This window comes from Bacillus paranthracis (assembly GCF_024296885.1).
Lineage (GTDB): Bacteria > Bacillota > Bacilli > Bacillales > Bacillaceae_G > Bacillus_A > Bacillus_A paranthracis.
Genome location: NZ_CP101135.1, coordinates 3,283,135 through 3,307,856 on the forward strand (window position 1 = coordinate 3,283,135; position 24,722 = coordinate 3,307,856).

The 24,722-nt window shown below is 35.8% G+C and carries 18 protein-coding genes; 4 read left to right on the forward strand and 14 right to left on the reverse strand.

Annotation, left to right across the window (positions count from 1 at the left end; genetic code table 11):
* Positions 1-9: 9 nt before the first annotated feature.
* From fdhD to fdhF, 4 genes are all read right to left on the reverse strand, one after another.
* On the reverse strand, positions 10-807 hold the full coding sequence (gene fdhD, locus NLJ82_RS16865) for a formate dehydrogenase accessory sulfurtransferase FdhD (RefSeq protein ID WP_000802661.1): 798 nt from the start codon (positions 805-807) through the stop codon (positions 10-12).
* 16 nt (positions 808-823) lie between these two features.
* A complete protein-coding gene (locus NLJ82_RS16870; protein WP_000039582.1) occupies positions 824-1,168 on the reverse strand; it encodes a Na-translocating system protein MpsC family protein in 345 nt (114 codons plus the stop codon).
* A gap of 115 nt (positions 1,169-1,283) precedes the next feature.
* Positions 1,284-1,766, reverse strand: coding sequence for a helical membrane plugin domain-containing protein (locus tag NLJ82_RS16875; protein ID WP_000729904.1), 483 nt, complete (start codon positions 1,764-1,766; stop codon positions 1,284-1,286).
* 12 nt (positions 1,767-1,778) lie between these two features.
* Complete coding sequence (gene fdhF / locus NLJ82_RS16880) at positions 1,779-4,718, reverse strand: formate dehydrogenase subunit alpha (RefSeq protein WP_088296469.1); 2,940 nt, start codon at positions 4,716-4,718, stop codon at positions 1,779-1,781.
* A gap of 332 nt (positions 4,719-5,050) precedes the next feature.
* Here fdhF and gerSA point away from each other — a divergent pair, with 332 nt between their 5' ends.
* Genes gerSA through gerSC form a run of 3 tightly spaced genes read left to right on the forward strand, consistent with a single transcriptional unit; the run spans position 5,051 to position 8,820 of the window.
* On the forward strand, positions 5,051-6,589 hold the full coding sequence (gerSA, locus tag NLJ82_RS16885; RefSeq protein WP_000534511.1) for a spore germination protein GerSA: 1,539 nt from the start codon (positions 5,051-5,053) through the stop codon (positions 6,587-6,589).
* A complete protein-coding gene (locus NLJ82_RS16890) occupies positions 6,586-7,683 on the forward strand; it encodes an endospore germination permease (RefSeq protein WP_000167004.1) in 1,098 nt (365 codons plus the stop codon). Before gerSA ends, NLJ82_RS16890 begins: the two co-directional genes overlap by 4 nt.
* Positions 7,684-8,820 carry a spore germination protein GerSC gene (gerSC, locus tag NLJ82_RS16895; RefSeq protein WP_001252226.1) on the forward strand — a complete coding sequence of 379 codons (1,137 nt, stop codon included), beginning with the start codon at positions 7,684-7,686 and terminating at the stop codon, positions 8,818-8,820.
* Between the two features lie 80 nt (positions 8,821-8,900).
* Here the strand turns inward: gerSC and NLJ82_RS16900 are convergent, their stop codons facing one another.
* The 5 genes from NLJ82_RS16900 to NLJ82_RS16920 all read right to left on the reverse strand — a co-directional run bounded on the left by NLJ82_RS16900 (position 8,901) and on the right by NLJ82_RS16920 (position 15,778).
* Complete coding sequence (locus tag NLJ82_RS16900) at positions 8,901-9,035, reverse strand: hypothetical protein (protein ID WP_001116168.1); 135 nt, start codon at positions 9,033-9,035, stop codon at positions 8,901-8,903.
* Positions 9,036-9,092: 57 nt separating this feature from the next.
* A complete protein-coding gene (locus NLJ82_RS16905; protein ID WP_000175150.1) occupies positions 9,093-12,455 on the reverse strand; it encodes a tubulin-like doman-containing protein in 3,363 nt (1,120 codons plus the stop codon).
* Between the two features lie 73 nt (positions 12,456-12,528).
* Positions 12,529-14,628: a vWA domain-containing protein gene (locus NLJ82_RS16910; protein WP_000702102.1), complete on the reverse strand. Its 2,100-nt coding sequence runs from the start codon at positions 14,626-14,628 to the stop codon at positions 12,529-12,531.
* A gap of 257 nt (positions 14,629-14,885) precedes the next feature.
* Positions 14,886-15,224, reverse strand: coding sequence for a VOC family protein (locus NLJ82_RS16915; RefSeq protein WP_000693973.1), 339 nt, complete (start codon positions 15,222-15,224; stop codon positions 14,886-14,888).
* A 218-nt stretch (positions 15,225-15,442) separates the two neighbouring features.
* Positions 15,443-15,778 carry a hypothetical protein gene (locus NLJ82_RS16920; RefSeq protein WP_000842911.1) on the reverse strand — a complete coding sequence of 112 codons (336 nt, stop codon included), beginning with the start codon at positions 15,776-15,778 and terminating at the stop codon, positions 15,443-15,445.
* A 132-nt stretch (positions 15,779-15,910) separates the two neighbouring features.
* On the opposite strand from NLJ82_RS16920, the gene NLJ82_RS16925 reads away from it, so the two are divergent.
* Entirely contained in the window at positions 15,911-16,300 is a 390-nt protein-coding gene (locus tag NLJ82_RS16925; protein WP_000555003.1) for a hypothetical protein, read from the forward strand.
* A gap of 41 nt (positions 16,301-16,341) precedes the next feature.
* On the opposite strand, the gene NLJ82_RS16930 is transcribed toward NLJ82_RS16925, so the two are convergent.
* The 5 genes from NLJ82_RS16930 to NLJ82_RS16950 all read right to left on the reverse strand — a co-directional run bounded on the left by NLJ82_RS16930 (position 16,342) and on the right by NLJ82_RS16950 (position 24,562).
* A complete protein-coding gene (locus NLJ82_RS16930) occupies positions 16,342-17,061 on the reverse strand; it encodes a class I SAM-dependent methyltransferase (protein ID WP_000828277.1) in 720 nt (239 codons plus the stop codon).
* Between the two features lie 110 nt (positions 17,062-17,171).
* Positions 17,172-18,878 carry a peptide ABC transporter substrate-binding protein gene (locus NLJ82_RS16935; RefSeq protein WP_000728489.1) on the reverse strand — a complete coding sequence of 569 codons (1,707 nt, stop codon included), beginning with the start codon at positions 18,876-18,878 and terminating at the stop codon, positions 17,172-17,174.
* 282 nt (positions 18,879-19,160) lie between these two features.
* Complete coding sequence (locus tag NLJ82_RS16940; protein ID WP_000728459.1) at positions 19,161-20,867, reverse strand: peptide ABC transporter substrate-binding protein; 1,707 nt, start codon at positions 20,865-20,867, stop codon at positions 19,161-19,163.
* 372 nt (positions 20,868-21,239) lie between these two features.
* Complete coding sequence (locus NLJ82_RS16945) at positions 21,240-22,952, reverse strand: peptide ABC transporter substrate-binding protein (protein WP_254754524.1); 1,713 nt, start codon at positions 22,950-22,952, stop codon at positions 21,240-21,242.
* A gap of 347 nt (positions 22,953-23,299) precedes the next feature.
* Complete coding sequence (locus tag NLJ82_RS16950; RefSeq protein WP_001223614.1) at positions 23,300-24,562, reverse strand: dicarboxylate/amino acid:cation symporter; 1,263 nt, start codon at positions 24,560-24,562, stop codon at positions 23,300-23,302.
* Between the last annotated feature and the right edge of the window lie 160 nt (positions 24,563-24,722).

A 24,722-nucleotide genomic window follows, 5' to 3' on the forward strand; every position in this document is an offset into this window, starting at 1 on the left:
CGCTTTTACTTATTTTATATTTAAAACACGCTCCGGATGCGTATATACATTTAAGGATTCATTCCGAATAAATCCTATCGTAGTAATACCTAATTCTTCAGCTAGCTGTAAAGCCAACTCAGTTGGAGCTGATTTTGACAGTATAATTTCACAACCAATTTTTGCAACTTTCAATAATATTTCCGAAGAAATACGACCGCTAAAAACAATGATTTTATCTCTTATAGAAATATTATTTTTTAAACAATAACCGTAAATTTTATCTAACGCATTATGCCTTCCGATATCCATTCGACTTAAAATAATACCATTCACATTGCACAAAGATGCATTATGAACGCCCCCTGTATGACGAAATGTCTCCGCAGATTGCTGCATTTCTTTCATTAATCGAAAACAGTCTTCTGCAGTAACCTGTACATGGACGCCATTCATTTTCTTTGCGCTTAGTGCATCATTTGCAAAAACAAATCCTTGTCTACTCATACCACAGCATGAAGTAATATAACGTTTATTTTGCATTTGTTCGTAATACGGATTTACTTTTGCCGTCGTGACATGTACAAATCCTTCTTTCTCTTGTACCCATATGTCATCAATATCTTCATACTTCCGAATGATTCCTTCAGATGCTAAGAAGCCTATTACCATATCTTCTATATATTCTGGAGTACTAACCATTGTAACAAACTCCTGTCCGTTCATTTTAATCGTGACTGGAAACTCTGTTACAATGCTGTCCTCTATATGTTTAAACGCCTCTTGTTCATAACGAAAGATTTCTCTTTCTACCTGTATCGGTTTCACGATCAGTATCCTTCTCTCACGTTATATTTTTATCAAAAACAAATACCGAAACTGCAATATCTTCTTCTACTTTCATATCTGAAAACAAATTCACTAATTTCGCTCCAACAAGTTCCTCCAAATGTTCACGGGAATTTGCAGCATACACTTCTTGAATCATTTTCGTTCTAGCCATATGGACCATTTCCGCACCATCCATCGTACTTGAAATGAATTTTTCAGTAGGTGTTAAGTTCCCATAAAGAGTCGCAATCGCCATATTTTCTGCAAAAACAGTATGAATTCGTTCTGGTCCTTTTCCGAAAAGTTCCTTTCGAAGTTTTCGTATCATATCATTAAATTCATGTACTTTTTTTGACATACCATTATACCTCCCGCAAACCTCATTTTACTTTATTATATATTTTACCAAAATGAGCCTTCCGCCCAAACTATTTCGTACAAACATTTGGGCGAAAAGGTTCACTTCATGAAGTTTATTCTTCTTTTAATCCTTTTCCCATACCTTTTAAGAAATGAAGCCCAAACCCGATAGCACGGTTAATATCTGGGTCTTTCAAGACTTTCATAAGATCGAATACCCCTACTTTTTTATTACTCTCCAAATGTTCATTACCTTTTTCTAGCCCTACTAATAAGCTACCTATAAGCTTTTTCGTAAGCTCCGGATCAAGTTCTGTTAAAGCACCCGCAGCCCCCATCATATTATTAATTAAATTTGTAACAGGCTCACGAGTCACTTGACCAAGAACAATCTTTGCGATTGGTTCTTTCGCCTTTAGCATAGAATTTGCTGCTTCTAGCATGCCAATATCATTCAATTCCCCTACTATATTAAACATTTGATTTAGAGCATCTTCATTATTAGCTAGAAGCTCTTTTAAATCATCTAATTTTTGCTGTTTTACTTCTTCCTCAGTTAATTCTTGTTTTTGAATCATTTTTATAGGTGCAGCCATATTTTTTTCCTCCTACTTATCCGTTAAATGCACATACCCTGGACGTGCCCACTTACGATGTACCTCAATACCAGATTGAGGATGACGTTTTTTATTACGCGGGTTCGCTTTTGGCATCGGATTTTCGCCATCAACTTCTAGTACTTCCATACGTACTTTCGTCTGTTTATAAGCAGGTGTGTTCGTGCGCGTATCAACCGCAGGACCTGTTAAGAAATTAATTGCTGTTTCATTATCTGTAGAGTTCATCGGTAAATATAACTCATTCGCTTTTACACGGTCTGTTACAAGTGCCCGTAATTTTAACGCTCCAAAAGGAGAGACAAGACGAACTAATGAACCTGTTTTCACTCCACGTTCTTTTGCAAGTGCTGGAGAAATTTCAACGAAAACGCCAGGCACTTTCGTTTGAATACCTGTTGATTTATTTGTCATATTCCCCTCATGGAAATGCTCAAGCATACGACCGTTGTTAATATGAAGGTCGAACTCCGCTGGGAATTCAGCTGGGCGCACCCAGTCAGCAATCGCAAAACGAGCTTTTTTATCCGGGAAGTTAAATCCATCTTGGAAAAGAAGCGGTGTATTCGTTCCATCAAAACTTCCCCAATGGAAACTATTCCATCCTTCCAATACTTCATAGTTTGCTTGTGAAAATAGTGGTGATAAACTTGCCATTTCAGCAAAAATTTCACTTGGATGACTATAACTCCAGTTTGCACCTAATTTATTCGCAACTTCCTGCACAATCCACCAGTCTGGCTTCGCATCTCCAAGCGTAGGAAGAACTTGATATAGTCTTTGAACACGACGCTCTGTATTTGTAAAAGTACCTTCTTTTTCAAGAGATGGCGCTGCTGGTAATACAACATCTGCATATTGAGCCGTTTTAGATAAGAAAACATCTTGCACAACGAAGAAATCAAGGCTTGATAATACTTCATGTACATGATTCGCATTAGAGTCTACAAGAGCCATGTCTTCTCCGACAAGATACATAGCTTTCATTTTCCCTTCGTCAATCGCGTGAAGCATTTCAATATTATTCAGACCTGGTTCGCTATTAATTTTCACTCCATAAGCCATTTCAAATTTCGCACGTTCCATATCGTTCGTAACGTGTTGATATCCAGGAAGCCATCCTGGTAAAGTACCCATATCACAAGCACCTTGTACGTTATTATGACCTCGAAGCGGATATGCACCAGCGCCTGGACGACGATAATTACCTGTTGCAAGTAGTAAGTTTGAAATCGCAGCGGAAGTATCAGATCCACCTGTATTTTGCGTTACCCCCATTCCCCAAAGGATACATGTACCATCTGCATCACGAATCATTTCAGCCATTTGAATCAGTGTTTCTTTTGAAATACCAGTCATTTCTTCTGCATATTCAAGTGTATATGCTGTAAGGCTCTCTTTGAAATCTTCAAAGAAATTTACATTCTCATCAATAAATCGTTGATCGTGCCAGCCTTGATCAATCATATATTTCGTAACAGCCATTAGCCATACTTGATCTGTTCCTTGTTTTGGACTAATAAAGACATCTGAACGCTCTGCCATTTCTGTTTTACGAAGATCAGCCACAATTAATTTTTGTCCGTGTAATTTATGTGCACGTTTAATACGTGTAGCTAAAACAGGATGACCTTCTGTCGGATTACAACCTACAATAATAACAAGACCAGATTGTGCAATATCTTTAATCGTTCCAGCATCTCCGCCCATACCAATTGTACGGAATAATCCGTCTGTCGCTGGTGATTGACAATAACGTGAGCAGTTATCAATATTATTCGTTTCAAATACTTGTCGAGCTAATTTTTGAATCACATAATTATCTTCATTCGTAATTTTAGATGAAGAAATAAAACCGATAGCATCTTTACCGTACTCTTCTTTAATCGATCCTAATTTACTTGCAACTACATTCAATGCTTCTTCCCATGTAGATTCAACAAACGTTCCATTTTTACGAATTAAAGGTTTCGTAATTCGTTCTTTAGAATTTACGAAGTCCCAACCAAATTTTCCTTTTACACAAGTAGAAATTGCGTTAACTGGCGCATCAGAAGAAGGCTGTACTTTAAGAATTTTACGCCCTTTCGTCCACACTTCAAATGAACACCCTACACCACAAAATGTACATACTGTTTTCGTTTTCTTCGTCCGGGTATCACGCATGGCCGCTTCCACTTCTGATACCGCAAAAATACCGCTATATCCAGGCTCAACTTCTTTAATTAAATCTACCATCGGTTCAAGAATATCTGGTTTTAATCCCGTCATAAATCCAGCTTCACCGAGCATCGTTTTCTCCATTAAAGCGTTACAAGGGCAAATCGTTACACATTGACCACAACTAACGCATGAAGAATCATTAATATTTACTCCTTCATCCCAAATCACTCGTGGTCGCTCAGCTTCCCAGTCTATCGATAACGTTTCATTTACTTGTAAGTTTTGACACACCTCAACACATTGACCACATGCAATACATTGATTAGGATCATAGCGATAAAACGGATGCGTCATATCAACTTCACTTACATCTACTTTCGGTTCATAAGGATATTTTTGATGTTCAATTTCCATTAATTCTGCCGTATTATGCAGTTTACAGTTCCCATTGTTGTTGTCACATACTGTACAGTATAATAAATGATTTTCTAGTAACCGATCCATCGCTTCTGTTTGTGCTTCTTTCGCACGAGTAGAATTACGTTCAATATTCATACCTTCCGCCACTACTGTCGAACAAGAGCGCGTTAACTTTCCGTCAACTTCTACAATACAAGTGTCACATGTTTGAATAGGATCTACTTCTGGCACGTAACAAATTTGCGGATGTTCAATCCCGTTCTCATTTATAACACCCAATATCGTTGAACCGGGCTCCGCTGTATACTTTTTTCCGTCAATTGTAATATGAACCATGTTGTTATTCATGGTCTTTCCCCCTTTTTGAGAATAAAAAAACTCCACCACGAAAATATACGCACCACATTTCGGCACGTTATTATCATGGTGGAGTAGTTTATTAGCACATCTTGCTAAAATACCAATCCATTTATTCATAAATAAAACGATAGAGTCATAACAGGTCATATCACGATTCCATCTTTAACACTATAATTATAGCGTTAAAGTTAAAAATATACAATATAAAATTTAAACTACGCATATGTCCGTATGGAACTATCCATAATAACCCATATAAAGTGAAACTTTAATCAGCCCTCACCAATCGGGATAAAACATAACAAGGAGTAAGCAAACAAATGGGGTCTTTTAATAAATGGATTCGTGGTGAAAAATCTTTTTCTACCCAAGAGCAAGCTGATCACACATTAAATAAATCTATTTCTTCTTCCCTTTCCCTTAATTTAAAGCACTTGTCCAAACTGTTTAGCGGTATTCCAGAATTAATAACACGCAATTTTCCATTAAAAAACGGACAGGAAGCTGCACTTATATATATGGAAGGACTTGTAGACAAAACTGTTATTAACGTAAACATCCTTCGTCCTCTCTTATTTAAAGAGTGGAATGAAGACGATTTTTGGGAAGCCTCTGTTTCTATCGGAAATATTAAAAAGATTGATCAGTGGACAGACATTGAACAATCTCTTTTACACGGCAAAAGTATTTTATTTATAAACGGGCAATTATCCGCTTTAGAGCTTGATACGCAAGCGGCACCAAAAAGGAGCATTGAAGAGCCTACAACAGAGAGCTCCATAAAAAGCTCACACGAAGGATTTAATGAAGTAGCGAGCGACAGCCTTGCACTTATTCGTCGATATATTCCAAATCGCGAATTGAAAGTGAAGGAATTCACTGTTGGTGAACGAGCTACTTCAAAGGTTTTTTTGCTTTATCTAGCAGATGTTGCGGACGAAGATGTCGTAAAAGAAATGGCATCCCGTATCGAATCAGTAAAAGTGGATGCGATTCTTACTACTGGTGAATTAGAGGGGTTTGTTGAAGATAATTCCTTTACTCTCTTTCCGCAATTATCAATAACTGAACGCCCTGACACAACAGCACATCATATTCTAGATGGGCGAATTGCTGTTGTTGTAGATCGTTCACCAGGCGTATTAATTGGACCCATGACCTTTTCAGCTTTTTTTCAGACGATAGATGATTACAGCTTCCGGCCAATGATTCCATCTTTTATACGATTACTTCGTTTCACTGGATTATTTATTGCAATTTTTGCTCCTGCTCTTTATATTGCTATGATTTCCTTTCATTATGAAGTGATTCCACTTAAATTATTGTTAACAATTGGAGAATCTCGAGCTAAAATTCCTTTTCCTCCTATATTAGAAGCACTTTTGATGGAATTAGTACTTGAAATGCTCCGCGAAGCTGCAGTTCGGCTTCCTGGTCCCGTTGGACAAACCATTGGCGTCGTAGGAGGGATTGTCATTGGACAAGCTGCAGTTCAAGCAGGAATAGTAAGTAATGTTATGGTTATCGTCGTATCTATTACTGCAGTCGCTTCTTTCATCATCCCTAACCTAGAAATGTCTGCAGGAATTCGACTTCTTCGATTCCCAATGATGATCATTGCCTCTTTATTTGGTGTCATTGGAATTATAGTTGGAATGGCAATCATTATTATTCATATACTTTCTATGGAATCTCTCGGTGTTCCTTATGGTAGTCCTTTTTCTCCGTTATTTGCTTCGGATTTAAAAGATATTCTTGTACGTTTACCATGGAAAATAATGAAGAAACGCCCACTATCCCTTAACTTAAAACAAGAGAATCGACAACCTGATATAGAAGAAACGGAGGAAGATAAGTGACAAAACGTACAAAGAGGGAGATTAGTTTATTTCAATACATTTTAACGATTAGTGGTGTTCAAGTAGGATTCGGTGTACTTACACTTCCTCGTGAAGTTGCACAAGGGGCGAATACAGATGGATGGATTTCTATTATTATTGGATGCGCTATCACTACTTTAGTCAGTCTATGTATTGTGAAAATCATGGAAAAGCACCCTGGGTATACTTTACTCGATGTGCTAACTCGTTATCTTGGGAAGTGGCTAGGAAGAGCAGGAATGATTTTTTGGATTTTATATGCTGTCCTTGCAGCTATTTCCTTAATTTTTTCCCTCTTATACGTTATTCACATTTGGATTTTACCTAGAACTCCAATGTTTTTAATTATGATTTTACTATCTATTCCCATGCTTATGCTCGCATGTAAAGGCGTTCTTATTATAAGTCGTTACGCTGTTTTCACTGTGTTTTTCACACTGTGGATGCCTTTGCTATTGTTTATCCCTCTTAAAGATGGGCATTGGATATACCTTCTCCCTCTTCTTAAAGAGGGCTGGATACCAGTTTTAAACACCGTAAAATCAACTATTATTGCATTTCTTGGATTTGAGTTTGCATTTATCCTTTATCCTTATTTGAATAACAAATCCTCTGCCAAAAAAGGGATTGTTATCGCAAATTTAATTACACTATTTCTCTATCTTCAAGTCACGTTCGTTTCTTTCGTTTATTTTAGTCCAGATGGTATAATAAAGTTTTTATGGCCCACCCTTTCTCTTGTTACACCATTTCACTTTTCATTTCTGGAACGGTTTGAAATTATTTTTTTATCTTTTTATCTCTTCATTATTTTTGATTCTTGCATTCCTTACATATTTACCGCTTCAGATGGAATCAATCAATTACTTAACAAAAAAGGGAGTTCCTTACCTATTTGGTTTTTATTATTCGGGTGTATTGTTGTCTTATTCTTTTATATCCCTTCCTCTTACCAAATAAGTGCTTTGCGAGACTTTTGGGGAACTGCCAGTTATTTTATCGTTTTTCTGTTTCCAGTCGTATTTCTCTTATACATGACACTTTATCAGCATTGGAAAAGGAGAAAAATTTAAATGAGACGCTTTATTCATTTCACTATACTTTACTTTCTCATAACCTTTTTAACAGGCTGTGGAGATCGGCTAGACTTAGAAAAACAATCAATTTCATTAATTTACGGCTTTGACGCAAAAGCAAAAGGAAAATTAATTGTGTACCACGTAAACCCTATTTTTAATGAAGACGTAGAAAAAAAGTACGAAACACATGAAGCGAAAGTAAGTACACCTCGAGAAGCAAAAGCAACGTTTAATAGTTCAAGTGGCGGTTTAGTATCTACAGAAAAGTTACAGCTCATTTTATTTAGCACAAATTTTTTAAAACAAGAAGGGGCTATGCCTTACCTTGATGTTTGGTATCGTGATCCTAAAAATACCGGAAACATGCGTATGGTTGCAGTAGACGGTCCAATTTCTTCAGTTATATATAATAACTTTAAAGATAAGCCTGCCCTTCCCGAGTATTTAACAGATTTAATTAATACGAACAAACTGTACAATCGGACCGTTTTTACGACATTCCATGAATTTCATAGGCAAACTTTTAATAAGGGTATAACACCTGCTATTTCAGAAATAAAAAAAGGTAAAAAAGATGTTATCGTTACCGGTTCTGCGCTATTAACTTCTCGCGGAATTTATAAAATGTCATTAAATCGTTATGAAAGCGCCCTTCTTCTTTTGTTACAAAAGAAAGCGAATACACCGGTTTCGCTTACATTGAAAATCCCTTCTACTTCAGTCGAAAGTAATAGTGATTTAAAAGATACCGATGGCGGCGATTTCGTAACAATAAATGTTCTTAGCATGAATCGTGATATCCATACAGACTATAGCGATAACCACTTCAAATTTAATGTTAAAATGGATTTAAAAATTGCTGTATCTGAACTTACATTCAATATGGATATAGACAAAGATAGAAAGAAATTAACTTCTCTTATTACAAAACAACTAAACAAAGATTTGAACGATTTAATCCACAACATTCAAAAACAGCAGCTTGATCCATTCGGATTTGGTGATTATGCGAGAGCGTTTCAATATGAAGAATGGGAAAAAGTTGAAGACGATTGGCCGAGTGTCTTTTCAAAAGCTAACGTGAAAGTAGCACCTACGATTAAAATTTTAGAAAATGGGATTATTAAATAGCAAAAAACACGCTACTTGCTCTTATACGTTTAAAGAGTAAGTAGCGTGTTATCATTTTTATTTTGAAGCTTCTTATACAGTTACACTTCTGTTTCTTGTTCTTCACTTTCCGCTTGTTCCAATCTTTGCTGCTCCGCAATTTCAGCTGAAATCATCCCATAATAAATTTCTGGATACAATCCAAATATTTGATATATACTTCCTAAAAACGGCATCGGAATCCCTCTTTTCTAAAGTTGTATTGCCACTTTTAAGGATTCCCTATTCATTCATTATACATTCGTTTTTGGCGTTTCCTCTTCATCATGAACGCTTAATAAATTTTGCCACTTTTTATAAGGAGCACTATTTGGATCTACGTATCCTTTCGCGTATGAACGATCCCACAATTGTTTAATAAACATTTCTTTCTCTTTCTTGGCAACCATATCGGCACCTGTACCGTAATAGTTTTGGAAATATAACTCAATTTCATCAAGAAATAACCTTAATAATTCATCAGAAGTTTCTTCTAACGTTGGATCATATTTCGCTTCACGGTCATACATTAAAATCATATCTAAAATATTATGGACATGCTCTTTACGTAGCCATCTAATATCTTGAGCACCTAATACAAATGGATGTGTATATAAATGTCCACCTTGTATCATCGCCTTTTCTTGTTCTTCTTCAAATCTGGATAAGATGTTTTCATAAATGAACGGATTATGAAGTAACGCTCTATGCAATTTGTAACTTTCGCTTGAAATATTTTTCCCCATCGACTGAATTAAGAAACTACGTCCAACGCCGTTATATTGATACACGAATTGACCATCAACAGCAACTAAACTAATCCAGCGATATATATACGCGTATAGAAGAGCGCGATTACATTTATCGTAATCTAATTTCGTTTGCGTTGCATTTAAGTCTGGCATGAAGGCTGGTAAGTGCCAATACTTATCTAAATGCGGCGTTAAACTAGATTTTTTACTATTCAACTTGTTTACACGGCGATAGTAAGACTGAAAATAATCACCTTTATCATTCATAAATCCATTTGCAATATGTCCAGACGAAAGCTTAGGAAAGTCTTGCAATGATAAACCGTAATGCGCACGATAACAAATGACCTCAAATGGTGAAAAAGCTTCATTTACTGTATCTTTTTCTTTAAACATTTCTTGCATTAATTCTTCTTGCAGTTCTTTCTTTAAAGATGGATGTATACCCCAATATTGTAATTCCCTATGATGTGAAACTTTCGGTACGAATGGACTTGCTAAATGGAACAAGTCTTCAATTTTTTCACGAACATATTCATCACGATCACGCTTCTTATAATCCGCTTCTTTTCTTAATGCTTCAACGATGTTCAGCTCTAATTTATCTCGATAACGTATTTGTAATTCATCGTAACAATAACTTAGTATGTGTTCACGATAAAAGTCTTCTACCTTTTTCGATTGAATCTCTTCTGTTTTCGCATCCCGGCAATATTCCCCGTATAAGCTCATATAAATTTCTGCACATATATCTTTCGGTAATACACCTAAATTTAAATGTTGTTGCATATCTTGCCATATCTTTTCTTGTAACTTCTCTTCAGCTAATACGTATACATTCGTTGGGTTTGTTTTCCCTTCAAATTCCTTGCTTCGTTTTTGAATTTCAAACAATAAATTTTCACGTGTTTCATGTAAATTATCAAAAAATCTTTCCCAATATTGAATCATTTTATTAACCGCTTGATATAACGATTGATACACGAGTTCTAATAGCATTTCTTTACGGTATTCGTTTAATTTGTGTACATACTGCGTTACAATATCTTCAAATTCCTTTTTAAATAAACGCTGCTGGTTATTAATCATTTTTCCAAACCAACCTTGTTGTTGCGCAATTTCTACTCGGCGTACAGCTGTTACCGTTCCATCAATGTTACTCACATTAAATTTCTTATCGTAGTTTTGAATTAAATTACGCTTTTGTTCATTATTTTCATGTAAACGATTCATTTTCTCTACTAACTGCTTTCGAATTTCATACAACATAAAACGAGCTGCTACTGGATGAACAGAATCCGTTTTCTTTAAAAACCATGTATTTAGTTGATATGACTGTCCTTCAGAACCACTTGGTGAAAAACGGTCTGATTCAATCATGTCATATAAAAGCGTCGTTACATGTTCATGTACGCGGCTCGGAATCGCATACGCATATAAACGAACCGCATGATCCACCCTTGCTACTTCACCTTTCATTTGTTCCGTCATTTTCAGTTTCGCAGCCGAAATTTTACACTCATGCTGCAGACGATTTAATTCCTCGTCTTTTTGCACTGTACGCTGTACATAGCTTTCTACAGCTTCTAAAAACAGTTTAGATTTCGCAACACCGACCTTACCACCCTCTGCTCCTTCACGCGTTTCATTATACATTTGTCTATAGAAAATATGAGCCTGTTCTGGACGAGTAGCAAGATGTTCTAAGTCTTCTAAATAACTTTTCCCACGCTCTGGCTTTTCACGCTGCATACCACGTTTTACATCTTGATCGTATCTTTGTTTCTTTTCTTGAAACAATTGATCTAAATGAAGCCACGATTCGTCTAAGCCTTGCACGGCCCATTTTAAAGCACAATATTTTAACACATGCTCATATGGATAAATAATTTTTGCCGTTCCAGCCCCGCAATATCGCCCTTTCCCGCTTGATTCTGCCAATTGCTGAATTTGATTATCTTCCTGTGCAAAGTGATTTGCAGACATCGGACTAAATAATTGTAAATAAATCGTATTTGCCATTTGCTCCATATAATCTGATAAATTATGCAGATGGTGTCCATGTAAATTTTCGTAATCGTATAAAAAACAATAATTGTACGGTAAATGGTGTTGTTTAATCGTGTGATTTGTTCTCCCATCCTCATCTACTTGATCCGGTCGATACTCTAATTCAATCGTAACCCCACCGCGTTTGGATAGTTCTCCTGTAGAACCGAGCGTAATGGCATGCAATTCTTTTAACGAGGCATAGCCGTTTGCTTGCACCGTTTCAAACTCTTTCGCACTAACTGTTCTCGTCTTCACTAACACATCCGGCATTAGAAACGCACCACGTATTAAAATGTTGTGATGTTGCAGTTTTTTTCGAAGCATTTCACGTAAATATAATGCAATTTGTAGAAACATTCCTGAACCTGTTCCGCCCGCTAGTGATGTTACGATAATGACACGTACTCCATATTCCGTTTGATCGCTTGTAACTGGAAAAATCTTCTCGATTTCTTGCCAAAAGGACGTTAATTTATCTTCTTTCATCGCAGCACGTAACGCTAAACGGGAAATGACGCGTAACTGTCCTGCTCCTTCTGTTAATGGTTTATCAAGTATAGTTGGATCCATCGGAAACCACTCTGGAATCGTCGGATCTCCCGCAATATACTCCCTAGGTGTTTTACTAGAGCTCGTTTGCGTCTTAAACTTTCGAATATGATCAAATTTACTCAATGTATTCACATCTGTATCAAATACGTGCATTGCTACTTTTTTCCGGCGCTCCTCAGGTAGTCTTTCATATATTTGATGTGTCACAGTACTACCGATTCCACCTAAACCAATTAATATTGTTGGAACTTGTAACGTCATGTGAACCACCTTCCTATTCTTGCTTGTTTGAAAAAAGGAGGGAAAAATAATACTCTCCTCTTTTCCCCATCTACTATTCACACTCGTATTTGTAAATCTCCTTACCATATCCTCTATCAATTACTAAAAGTTCATTTGGATATAGTGTCTTATGTTCCATTCCAACCTCATCCTCTGTTATAAACATCCCATCAATAATCATTCCTACTACTTGTGACTCTTTCGCTACAAATATCGATTTCGATCCTTTCTTTGCTATAAACGTAACGGATTGCACAGTCTTTCTTTCTGCTCTATACGGAATACCAAAATAATGTTTCCACCATTTATTTTTGAGTAACTCTGGCTCAGATTGATATAACCAATCTTTCGCTACCTCTTGATCCCATTCGTAATACAATAATGCTTTACGGTGAAATCTTGGACGGACAATCCATCCTAAAACGATTATTCCTACTATTAACAGTAATAAAGTGATAGGAATAACAAACTTAAAAATAAGCGCATACTTTTCATAAAACGGTGCATCTTGAATGTGGAGTTTTATGTTTTTCTTTACTTCTTGTAACTTTGAATCCTGCACTACGATGGTAGCTTCTACGGTGCCGGTATCTGTAAAATTGAACGTGTCGGAGTAATGCGGTCGAGGATAAATGTAAATTTGATTACCATGCTGTTTTATTTCATAGTTGATTGATTGTTTAGATGTGACACCAGTAGATTTTAATAGTTTTTTTACAGCCTCTTCTGTCATCGGCTTATCATCTAACTGTGGTTGTATAATAAATGGTTTACTATTCTCTAAATTTGTTACTTTTTCTTCATAATCTTTCGTGACAGTTTGAAGTGATAATTTAGGCTTTTTCGTTGTTTCGATTTTAAATTCTTTCGTTTGTCTGTAAAACCCCTTTATGTTCATATGAACTTTCCCACGTACTAATCCTTTAGTAAGCTTCGTTTCGTAATAAAATACATGTCTTTTATCGTCCCACTTCATCGCATATTGCTTTCCATCTATTTCTACTTCTGCCTGGAAGTAAGAAGACTGAACGGGCAACTCAGTAGGCTTTGCTTCAATAACAGCTGTCACACCTTCATACATTTCCTCAACATTTTTTCTATCCTTATCTTCTTTGTCATAAGTAGAAACAGTATAATTAAGCGCCGGTTCGACTAGTACTTGTAACCCTTCTTTCTCAATATCTCGATCCACTTCTATCGTATACGTTCCTGGTTTAATAACTTCTTCATTTTCCGTACTGATATGAACTATATTTCCGAACAATTTCGCTTCACCTGGTGCATGTATGGAAAAAGAAGATTGTAATTGTAATGGTTTAGAAATTTGTGTGACCTGATAATCGGGCAGAGAAGGCGATTGTCGCACAAGCGTCATACGCTTTAACGGAAATGGTGTTGTAATCTCTACTTTCTTTCCTACCACTTTCGTTTTCACAATCGATTCCACAGAGGAGAACGGATCACGATTTGCCACTAATGCCGCCACTTGATTGACGCTTTTTACAATACCATCCTCTCCACTAGATGGCATCGTAACTCCATTTATCTCTTTTTTCCATATTTCTTTAAACGTATTTAGTTGTGCCTTTTCTTGCTGTCCTAAATCCTCTTCCATCGTAATTAAAATTGGATGTAACGATATCTTTTTTGCATCCATTTCTTTCTTAAACTGTGCTAACTTCTGTGTAATTTGTTCTTTTCCGCCAACCTTATCTTTCTCTAAATCATTAAATGCCCCGTCAGTTAAGACAATAAGCCAAAATTCACGTTTTCCATCTATATCTGCTTCCTTTTTTATAGATTGCATCGCCGTTTCTACTGCGCTAAACGGAGTATTTAAATACGTTTTCCATGCTCCAATTCCCTCAATTTCCGTTTGTCTCTTATCCTTCGTTAACGAAATGTTTAATGGATCATTCGGCTTGCTCATTGGAACGTAAGAAAATGTATCTTTTTCATCTAATAGCGCAACTAAACTTTGCAAAGCATAATTGGCATATTTCCAGCGATCGTTATTTCTCATGCTGCCCGAATCATCATATACAAGTGAAACGACCCTTTCCTTTGCCTCCTCTCCTTTTGCAAAAGTCCAAAAAGGATGTAACCATATAAATAGAAACAACATGAATGTGGCACAAATTCGAATTTTCATGATGAGGCTTCGCCACCTTTGTAGACAAATTCCTATGTTTAAATTTATGAGAGGATACAAGATATATGACTTGTATTTTAGGACAACGAACGCAGCATAACTTTATTATGTAAACAGTTATAAAAACGGAATATGATTCCTTCTAGCGTTTTCTATCCGGTAATGTAAGTAAAAAAGCCTGTTTAAGCTTTACACTTAAAACAGACTTTTCCTACTTTTTATTTTAAAAACACATAACAAAAAGTTTGATTTTTGACTTAACACATCACTTCTATTGTAAATCCACCAGGTGCTTCAACGTAAAACGTATACGCATGTGCACGTTTAGGAGCCTCAACCAAAAATCCATCTTCCTTCAATCTTTGATTTATCTTATCTACTTGTTCTTCACTTTCTTGTGGAAATCCTACATGAAATGTTTTTGGATAATGTACGTCTTTCCCTTTCATTAACGTTAATATAAACCCATCATTATCACGCATAACCGCAAAGCCATTTCCCCTTGTTCCGCTACAAGTTAAGCCAAAATACTTTTCTAAAAACTCTCTCGCAGCTACTACATCTGCAACTGTTAAATTAAGATGTTTAATTTTCAAACCATCACCATCTTTCTTAATTTTCTAACATTTTATCATAAAAAGTGAAACTTTAATAAGTGGGGGGTTCACCCCCCGCTTATTATTAGTTGAACCAATCGGGCTTTTACGGCCAATTGATCCCCTGCCTCCCTTCTTTGCTTCCGCTGAATTTTGAGATGGGGAATTTACTGTCCGTTAATGCGGGACAAATAAAAAACACGCCTTCACAGCGTGTTTCATTTCTTCACATACACTTCAACAATCGGATTATCTTTATGATCCGCATGCAAGCGTATATTCTCTTCACTTGTACGATAAATGCTAGCTAATAACATAATTGTTAACACGTTAGGAGTTTTTGCATCGCTCCCGTATTTCCTTTCCAGCGTTTCCTTATACTCAAAATCCAAGTCCCCCTGCACATATGTATACACCTCAAAACCATCTTCTAAATTGCAAACGACTGTATCAATAATATCTGCCCCTACTTGCTTCTTCATTTCCTCTCGCAACGCTTTAATAAATTCTTCCCACGGTACTTCGTATGTCTGAAACTGATCTGTAGATTTCATGCCTTTTCCTCCTTATATATCCTCTTCCTATATTTCCCCTTTCCTATAACAATTATGATAGTTAGGGCATTCGTACAAGCCGCACTTGTCCCCTTTACATATCGTATTACTGTAATGGGAAGGAGAAGAAACATGCATAGACAAAAATGTTATGATACATGCCGACGTTATTTCGGTAAAGTCGTTCGAATTGAAGATCGTGAGGGGCGCATCCATTTAGGCAAAATAATTGATGTGACAAAAGACTCTGTATGGATTGAACCAGTGCAACAGCACTCATCTTTTGATTCAGGATTCGGATACTATGATGCATATGCAAACGGTGGTTGCGACCTTTGTGGCGGCCTTAGCAGATGTGATAGTTGCGGATTTGGTTGTGGTGGTGGATTCAGCAGCTGTGGATGTGGTGGTCGTGGTTGTGGTAGTTGCGGCGGCTGGGGTGGCGGCGGTTGTGGCTGGGGTGTTGAACTCGGATTTGGTTTCATCTTCGGAATTACATTAGCTGCATTATTTTTCATTTAACATAAGTAAAGAGTTGACTATCTTTAGCCAACTCTTTTTCTTTATTTTTCACATATAAAAATACGATGACCTAAAATATGTTGGTACATAAGTCGTACATTTTCATGTTGCACCCATGCCTCATATAACTCATTCGGAATAAATTGTGATACATTCCATTCCGGCTCTTCTATATAGCCAGAAATCGTTTCTGCAATTGTACCACCGCCAGCAATTGTAACCCGCTTAAAGTTTGCTTTCTGAAATAATTGTACCCACTCGCTCTCTGTTAATAGTTCTTTCATCCCGTATAATTGAGCGATTTTTTCTTCCTCTCCCTTATCAATGTGCCTATCAATAATCATTTCAATGACAACAAGCTTACCGTCTTTCTGTAATACACGATAGCACTCTGAAATAACCTTTTCTTTTTCTGTAAAAGCGAGTATCGATTCTCCGAGTACGAACTCAAATAAATCATGTAAACAAGGTAATTGCTCTACATTTCCTTCAATTAATTGAATGTCTAGTCCTTCAAACAACCATCTATCTTTCGCCTTTTGAATCATAATTTCATTCTTTTCAACCGCCGTTACTTTATAACCACACTCTTTTGTCATATACGCTGCTGTTTTCCCCGTACCGCAGCCGAGTTCAAGGACATTTGCTCCATATCTAAAAGGCAATTGTGCTAACAGTTGTTTTGTTAACGTAAAACCACCAGGATGAGCACTCCCTATTCCATAATAAGCTAGGAAATCGATGTATGTGTTTCGTTTCATGGGATTCTCCTTTAAATTTTCTATAATACATATATTCATCCTGAAAAAAATAGTGCACAGAAAAAAAGCATTTTCAAGTGCCATACCGCAACTTGAAAATGCTTTTTTTACTATTTCTCTTCTACATACGCCCATTTGAAACTATATTCTGGACTAATATTATGTTTCACAATTCCCTTTACATTCGGTTTCATAACATATGATCTAGCATTTTGATATAAAGGTACAAGCGCTACATCATCTTCAAGTAATATTTTTTCAGCCTTTCCTAACTCTGCCCAACGTTTTTTTGCGTCAGCCATCCATTCCGTCTTACTTTTATTAATAATGTCATCATATTTTGAATTTGAGTAACTCATCTGGTTTTGCGAATTTTTTGTCTCAAACATATCAAGATATGTCATCGGATCCGCATAATCCGGATTCCAGCCACCATATGAAAAATCATAATCTTGGTCTGATTCTAATTTTAGTTTTTGCTTAAATGGTTGCAACTTAATATTTACTGTCACACCTTTTAAATTCTTTTCAACTTGATCTTTTACATACTCCCCAACTTTTTTCGCATTACCAGTATCATAATTTAATAACTCTATTGTCACTTGATCTTTTCCAAGTTCTTTTTTCGCTTCTTCCCAAGCTGCCGCTGCCTTTTTGGAGTCTTGTTTTAAACCATTCTTGAACGTTTCTGCGAAATCTTTACCGTCTGGTCCACTCGCCAAACCTTTTGCTACTAAATAATCCACTGGTTTTGAACCATCATTTAAAATAACATTCGTTAAAGCTTTCTTATCAATTGATAATGCAATTGCTTCACGTAGTTTTTTGCTCTTTAACGGTGTATCTTGCCCACCACGTTTTTGATTTAGACGTAAGTAAAACGTACTTGTTTCCGAATATGCGCCAAATTCTTCTTTATTATTTCTATACTTATCAACAAATTCACCTGATAAAAGCGCGAAATCAATCGCACCTGTATCATATAAGTTCACTCTAGTAGCTGGTTCTTTTACTACACTATAATTGATTTCTTCTAGCTTCACAGTCTTTTTGTCCCAATACTGCTCATTTTTCTTTAATTTCCAGCCTTGCTCATGCTTCCAATCAGTAAGCACAAATGGACCATTATAAAGTGTTGTATCAGACTCTAAACCAAATTTATTCCCTTTTTCTTTCACGAACTTTTCATTTAATGGATAGTATGACGCAAATGCCATTAAGTTCAAGAAATATGGTACTGGTCTTTCTAGTTCTACTTCAAGCGTATAATCATCTACCGCTTTTACACCTAATGTCGAAACTTCTCCTTTTCCTTGATTAATCGCTTCTGCATTTTTAAGATAGTAAGCAATAAATGCATACTCAGCAGCTGTTTTTGGATCTACTAGACGTTGCCATGCAAATACGAAATCTTTCGCTGTTACAGGATCACCATTTGACCATTTTGCATCTTTCCGTAATTTAAATGTATATTTTTTGCCATCCTCGCTTTTTGTGCTAGATTCCGCTACAGCTGGGATTGGCTTATTATCTTTATCCAAGCGATATAAACCTTCCATTGTATTTCCTAAAATTTGTGATCCAAGTGTATCTGTATTTTTGGAAGTATCCATCGTCGGAATTTCATTCGTTTCTGTACGATTTAGCACTTGCTTTGCCGCATATTTAATATCAGATTTCTTCTCTTCCCCACCATTATTAGACGTTGTAGTCGTTTTTTTCTCCCCACCAGAAGATCCAGAACATGCTGTTAAAGCCATACTCATCGCTAAAACTGGCGCTACAACCGACGTAAACTTTTTCATCTTTTTCTTCATTTTTGTACCCTCCCCAATTTATATGTACGAAACTAACTTTGAGAGATTTTTCTATGAACTTAGTTATTAATACCTTTTCACTAATTAACATCCTGTTAATTATCCTCATTTTTGAAGTTTCACTTATTTTATTTTTATAGTAACTAAGTATTTTACTATTACTACTATACGAATTCTCCCCCATCTACTATATGTCAGTACCACTTTTCTTATTCTTCTCTATTTAATTTAATAGAAAAAGAGCGTGTTAAAGGTAATTATCTTTTAACACGCTCCTTTTTATTATTTCCCTTCCGTTACATAAGCCCACTTAAAGCTATACTCTGGACTAATGTTATGTTTCACAATGCCTTTTACATTCGGTTTCATTACATATGCTCTACCTGTTTGATATAAAGGTACCATTCCTGCATCTTCTTCAAGTAATAATTTTTCTGCTTTCCCTAACGTTTCCCAACGCTTCTTCGCATCAGACATTAATTCATTCCCTGCTTTTTTCACCATTTCATCATATTTTGGATTCGAATAACTCATTTGGTTATATGGGCTCTTCGATTCGAACATATCAATAAATGTCATTGGATCCGCATAGTCCGGACTCCAACCAGCAAATGAAATTTCATAATCTTGTGCCGATTCTAATTTTAGTTTTTGTTTGAACGGCTGAATTTTCGTATTAACCGTTACACCTTTTAAGTTTTTCTCAATTTGATCTTTAAAGTAGTCAGCAATTTTTTTCGCTGTTCCATCATCATAGCTTAGTAATTCAATTGTAACTTGATCTTTACCAAGCTCTTTTTTCGCTTCTTCCCAAGCTGCTGCACCTTTTTTCGGGTTATATTTCAGACCATTTTTAAATGTATCTTGGTAATCTTTACCATCAGGTCCTGTCGCAAGCCCTTTTGGAACCAATTGATCTGTTGCTTTTGAACCGTTATTTAAAATAACGTTTGCTAAACCTTTTTTATCAATTGATAATGCGATTGCTTCCCGTAGTTTTTTACTCTTTAACGGTGTGTCTTGTCCATTACGTTTTTGATTTAAACGTAAGAAGAATGTACTTGCTTCTGAGTACTCACCATACTCTTCTTTGTTCGATTTATATTTATCAACAAATTCTCCTGATAATAGTGTGAAATCAATTGATCCTGTATCATATAAGTTTACTTTCGTCGCAACTTCTTTTACTACACTATAGTTAATTTCTTCTAATTTCACAGTCTTCTTATCCCAATACTTATCATTTTTCTTTAGCTGCCATCCTTGTTCATGTTTCCATGAAGCCATAACGAACGGTCCGTTATACAACGTTGTATCTGCTTCTAAACCGAATTTATCTCCTTTTTCTTTTACGAACTTTTCATTTAAAGGATAGTACGATGGGAATGCCATTAAATTCAAGAAATACGGCACCGGTTTTTCTAATTCTACTTCTAGCGTATAATCATCTACCGCTTTTGCCCCTAAATCTGTTAGTGGCTTTTCACCTTTATTAATTGCCTCTGCGTTTTTAATATAGTAAGCAATAAATGCGTATTCTGACGCTGTATTTTTATCCAGTAAGCGCTGCCATGCAAATACAAAATCTTTCGCTGTTACTGGATCACCATTTGACCATTTTGCATCTTTCCGTAATTTAAATGTATATTTTTTGCCATCCTCGCTCTTCGTACTAGATTCCGCTGCAGCTGGGATTGGCTTATTATCTTTATCAAGACGATATAATCCTTCCATTGTATTCCCTAAAATTTGTGACCCTAACGTATCAGTAGATTTAGACGTATCCATCGTCGGAATTTCTTGATTCTCTGTACGATTTAACACTTGTTTCGCTGCGTATTTAATTTCAGATTTTTTCTCTTCCCCACCACCACTAGACGTCGTAGTTGTTTTCTTCTCCCCACCAGATCCAGAACACGCTGTCAACGCCATACTCATCGCTAAAACTGGCGCTACAACTGCCGTGAACTTTTTCATCTTTTTCTTCATTTTTATACCCTCCCCAATTATATGTACGAAACTCATTTTGAGAGATTTTCTAATAACTAGTTATCAGAAAATTCTTATTAATTAATATTCTACTAATTTTTCTGGTTTTGTAAAGTTATTTTTAAAATATTCTAAAAATTATTTTTTTGTAATAGTAAAAGACATTTTTCACAGTTGTTACTATACAAATTATCTATATCTATCGGTTCATTTACATTTAATCTCATAATAAAAGAGCATTCCAAAAGTCAATAGTCTACTTTTGGAATGCTCTATCATTTTATCTTTCTATCGTGGACAACGAGATTCTTACTACAAAATAAGCTAAGAAACTTGTATGCATCCACTTCAAGATAGTATTATTCTTTAAAATTATTTCCCATCTTTTTCAGTCATATATGCCCACTTGAAGCTATACTCTGGGCTAATGTTATGGTGAACGATGCCTTTTGCATTTGGTTTTTGAACGTATGCATCACCACGTTGATATAAAGGTACAAGTGCTACATCTTGCTCAAGAAGTAATTTCTCAGCTTTTCCTAGCTCTTCCCAAGGTTTCTTCGCATCACCCATTAATTCTCCGCCAGCTTTTTTGATCATATCATCATATTTCGGATCAGCGAAGCTCATTTGGTTATGAGAATGATTAGACTGGAACATATCTAAGAATGTCATTGGGTCAGCGTAGTCAGGTCCCCAACCAGCATATGATAAATCATAATCTTGCTCTGTTTCTAATTTCAGTTTTTGTTTGAATGGTTGAAGTTTAATATTAACAGTTACACCTTTTAAGTTTTTCTCAATTTGATCTTTTACATATTCCCCAACTTTTTTCGCATTACCAGTGTCATAGTTTAATAACTCAATTGTAACTTGGTCTTTTCCAAGCTCTTTTTTCGCTTCTTCCCATGCAGCTGCTGCTTTTTTCGCATCTGGTTTAATACCATTTTTAAATGTTTCTTGGAAGTCTTTACCGTCTGGTCCAGTCGCTAATCCTTTTGGTACTAAGAAGTCCGCAGGCTTAGATCCATCATTTAAAATAACATTTGATAAATTCTTTTTATCAATTGATAATGCAATTGCTTCACGTAATTTTTGGCTCTTTAACGGTGTATCTTGCCCGCCACGTTTTTGGTTCATACGTAAGAAGTAAGTACTTACTTGTGAGTATGTGCCAAACTCTTCTTTATTGTTTCTATACTTATCAACGAATTCACCCGATAATAGCGCGAAGTCAATTGCATTTGTATCATATAAGTTTACTCTTGTCGCTACTTCTTTTACTACACTATAGTTAATTTCGTCTAGTTTTACAGTCTTTTTATCCCAATATTGATCGTTTTTCTTTAGTTTCCAGCCTTGCTCATGCTTCCAATCAGTAAGAACGAACGGTCCGTTATATACTGTCGTATCAGACTCTAAACCGAATTTATCCCCTTTTTCTGTTACAAATTTCTCATTTAACGGATAGTACGATGGGAATGCTACTAAGTTTAAGAAGTATGGCACTGCTTGTTCTAATTCAACTTCTAAAGTAAGATCGTCTACTGCCTTTACTCCTAGTTCCGTTACAGGTTTTTCGCCTTTATTAACCGCTTCTGCATTTTTAATTGGGAATGCGATAAATGCATACTCAGCAGCTGTTTTTGGATCTAGTAAACGTTGCCATGCATATACGAAATCTTTCGCTGTTACAGGATCACCATTTGACCATTTTGCATCTTTACGTAATTTGAATGTATATTTTTTACCATCCTCACTCTTCGTGCTTGATTCTGCCGCAGCTGGGATTGGTTTGTTATCTTTATCTAATCGATATAAACCTTCCATCGTGTTCCCTAAAATTTGAGAACCTAATGTATCTGTATTTTTAGAAGTATCCATTGTTGGAATCTCATTTGTTTCAGTACGATTTAGTACTTGTTTCGCTGCTAATTTTTCTTCTGATTTGCTATCTCCGCCTGAGCTAGAATTTGTGCTTGTCTTCTTATCTCCACCTGATGTAGAACATGCTGTTAATGCCATACTCATTGCTAAAACTGGTGCTACAACTGCTGTTAGTTTTTTCATTTTTTTCTTTTTCACTTTCTGTACCCTCCCTAATTCTAAACGCTCTCATTTAAGAATTTTCTGATAATTCTGTTTTTCTTTATATATTTATCAGAAGATTCTTATTAACTATTATTCTACTAATTTTTTGAGTTTTGTAAAGTGTTATTATTGAAAATTTTTAAAAAATTATTTTATTACAGTAATATTCATAAAAATTCCATAATCTTTCGAAACACTATACCTCATTGAATTATATGTACTGATTTAATAACCTTTATATCCTTCCACTATAATACACCTGTAAATTATTGTTAATAAATAATGTATATCGTAACAAACCTCTTTTCTACAAAAATAAAAAAGTCAGCAAAGCTGACTTTTTATCCGACCATTTTCTCTTTTTTCATTTCCTCTATTACTCTCGTATACTTCTCTTCATCAAATTCATTTTCACTTTTTGCAACAACTACAGTCGCAATACCGTTACCAATTAAATTGACGATAGCACGTGCTTCTGACATGAAACGATCTACACCAAGTAATAGCGCTAACCCTTCTAATGGAATAACATTCATCGCAGATAAAGTAGACGCTAGTACAATAAAGCCTCCACCTGTTACTGCGGCTGCTCCTTTAGATGTAACTAACAAAATAGCTATTATCGTTAATTGTTGACCTAGTGAAAGATCGACGTGAAAGACTTGTGCTAAAAATATAGTAGCCATCGATAAATAAATTGTCGTTCCATCTAAATTAAAAGAGTATCCCGTCGGAATGACTAAACCTACTACCGGCTTCGAACATCCGAAGTCTTCCATCTTTGTCATCATTCGCGGTAATACTGATTCTGATGATGATGTCCCAAGAACAATGAGTAATTCTTCTTTAATGTGAGCTAAATATTTCCACAAACTAAATTTGTACAGTTTACAAATAAAATTTAAAACAATAAAAACAAATAATGCCATTGTCGCATATACACAAATCATTAATTTACCAAGTGGAATAAGTGTACTTAAACCATATTTGCCAATTGTAAACGCCATCCCGCCGAATGCTCCAATCGGTGCTAATTTCATTACAATTGATAAAATGTTAAAAAATACTTTCGATAACCTTTCAAAAAAATCGATTACCGGTTGTCCATTTTTCCCTAACATCGTTAACCCAGCACCGAATAAAATGGAGAAGAACAGCACTTGTAAAATATCACCTTTTGCAAATGCTTCAAACATGTTAGACGGTACAATATGTAAAAAGAAATCCACCCACTTCATTTCTTGCCCGCTTTGTACATATTGCGAAACATCTCCGCCCTTTAGCTTTGAGGGATCTAATCCATCTCCGGGACGTACAACATTCGCTATGATGATACCAATAATTAAAGCCGCAGTTGTAACAATTTCAAAATATAATAATGCCTTACCACCAACACGACCTACCTTTTTCATACTTCCCATGCTTGCAATACCAAGCACAATTGTTAAAAAGATAATCGGTGCAATAACCATTTTAATCATATTGATGAACGTTTCACCAATTGGCTTCATCTCTTGTCCAACACTCGGCCAAATAGCTCCTACTGCAATACCACAAATAATGGCCACAATAACTTGAAATGTTAAATTCTTTACGATTCTCATTTTTGATACTCCCCTGCTTCTTTCATTTCTCCCATACTTTTTCAATAATTGCTAATGATATATTCTATGTAATAGCCCCCCTGTTATGTAACTTAAACTACAATTTTATGTTACACTATTATCTTAAATTTGAAAATAGTATATAACATTAACGAATAAA

Bases quoted from the DNA above. Each gene is read 5' to 3' on its own strand.
- NLJ82_RS16870 (WP_000039582.1), bottom strand. From the start codon at position 1,168: ATGTCAAAAAAAGTACATGAATTTAATGATATGATACGAAAACTTCGA.
- NLJ82_RS16875 (WP_000729904.1), bottom strand. From the start codon at position 1,766: ATGGCTGCACCTATAAAAATGATTCAAAAACAAGAATTAACTGAGGAA.
- fdhF (WP_088296469.1), bottom strand. From the start codon at position 4,718: ATGAATAACAACATGGTTCATATTACAATTGACGGAAAAAAGTATACA.
- gerSA (WP_000534511.1), top strand. From the start codon at position 5,051: ATGGGGTCTTTTAATAAATGGATTCGTGGTGAAAAATCTTTTTCTACC.
- gerSC (WP_001252226.1), top strand. From the start codon at position 7,684: ATGAGACGCTTTATTCATTTCACTATACTTTACTTTCTCATAACCTTT.
- NLJ82_RS16900 (WP_001116168.1), bottom strand. From the start codon at position 9,035: ATGCCGTTTTTAGGAAGTATATATCAAATATTTGGATTGTATCCAGAA.
- NLJ82_RS16905 (WP_000175150.1), bottom strand. From the start codon at position 12,455: ATGACGTTACAAGTTCCAACAATATTAATTGGTTTAGGTGGAATCGGT.
- NLJ82_RS16910 (WP_000702102.1), bottom strand. From the start codon at position 14,628: ATGAAAATTCGAATTTGTGCCACATTCATGTTGTTTCTATTTATATGG.
- NLJ82_RS16920 (WP_000842911.1), bottom strand. From the start codon at position 15,778: ATGAAATCTACAGATCAGTTTCAGACATACGAAGTACCGTGGGAAGAA.
- NLJ82_RS16925 (WP_000555003.1), top strand. From the start codon at position 15,911: ATGCATAGACAAAAATGTTATGATACATGCCGACGTTATTTCGGTAAA.
- NLJ82_RS16930 (WP_000828277.1), bottom strand. From the start codon at position 17,061: ATGAAACGAAACACATACATCGATTTCCTAGCTTATTATGGAATAGGG.
- NLJ82_RS16935 (WP_000728489.1), bottom strand. From the start codon at position 18,878: ATGAAGAAAAAGATGAAAAAGTTTACGTCGGTTGTAGCGCCAGTTTTA.
- NLJ82_RS16940 (WP_000728459.1), bottom strand. From the start codon at position 20,867: ATGAAGAAAAAGATGAAAAAGTTCACGGCAGTTGTAGCGCCAGTTTTA.
- NLJ82_RS16950 (WP_001223614.1), bottom strand. From the start codon at position 24,562: ATGAGAATCGTAAAGAATTTAACATTTCAAGTTATTGTGGCCATTATT.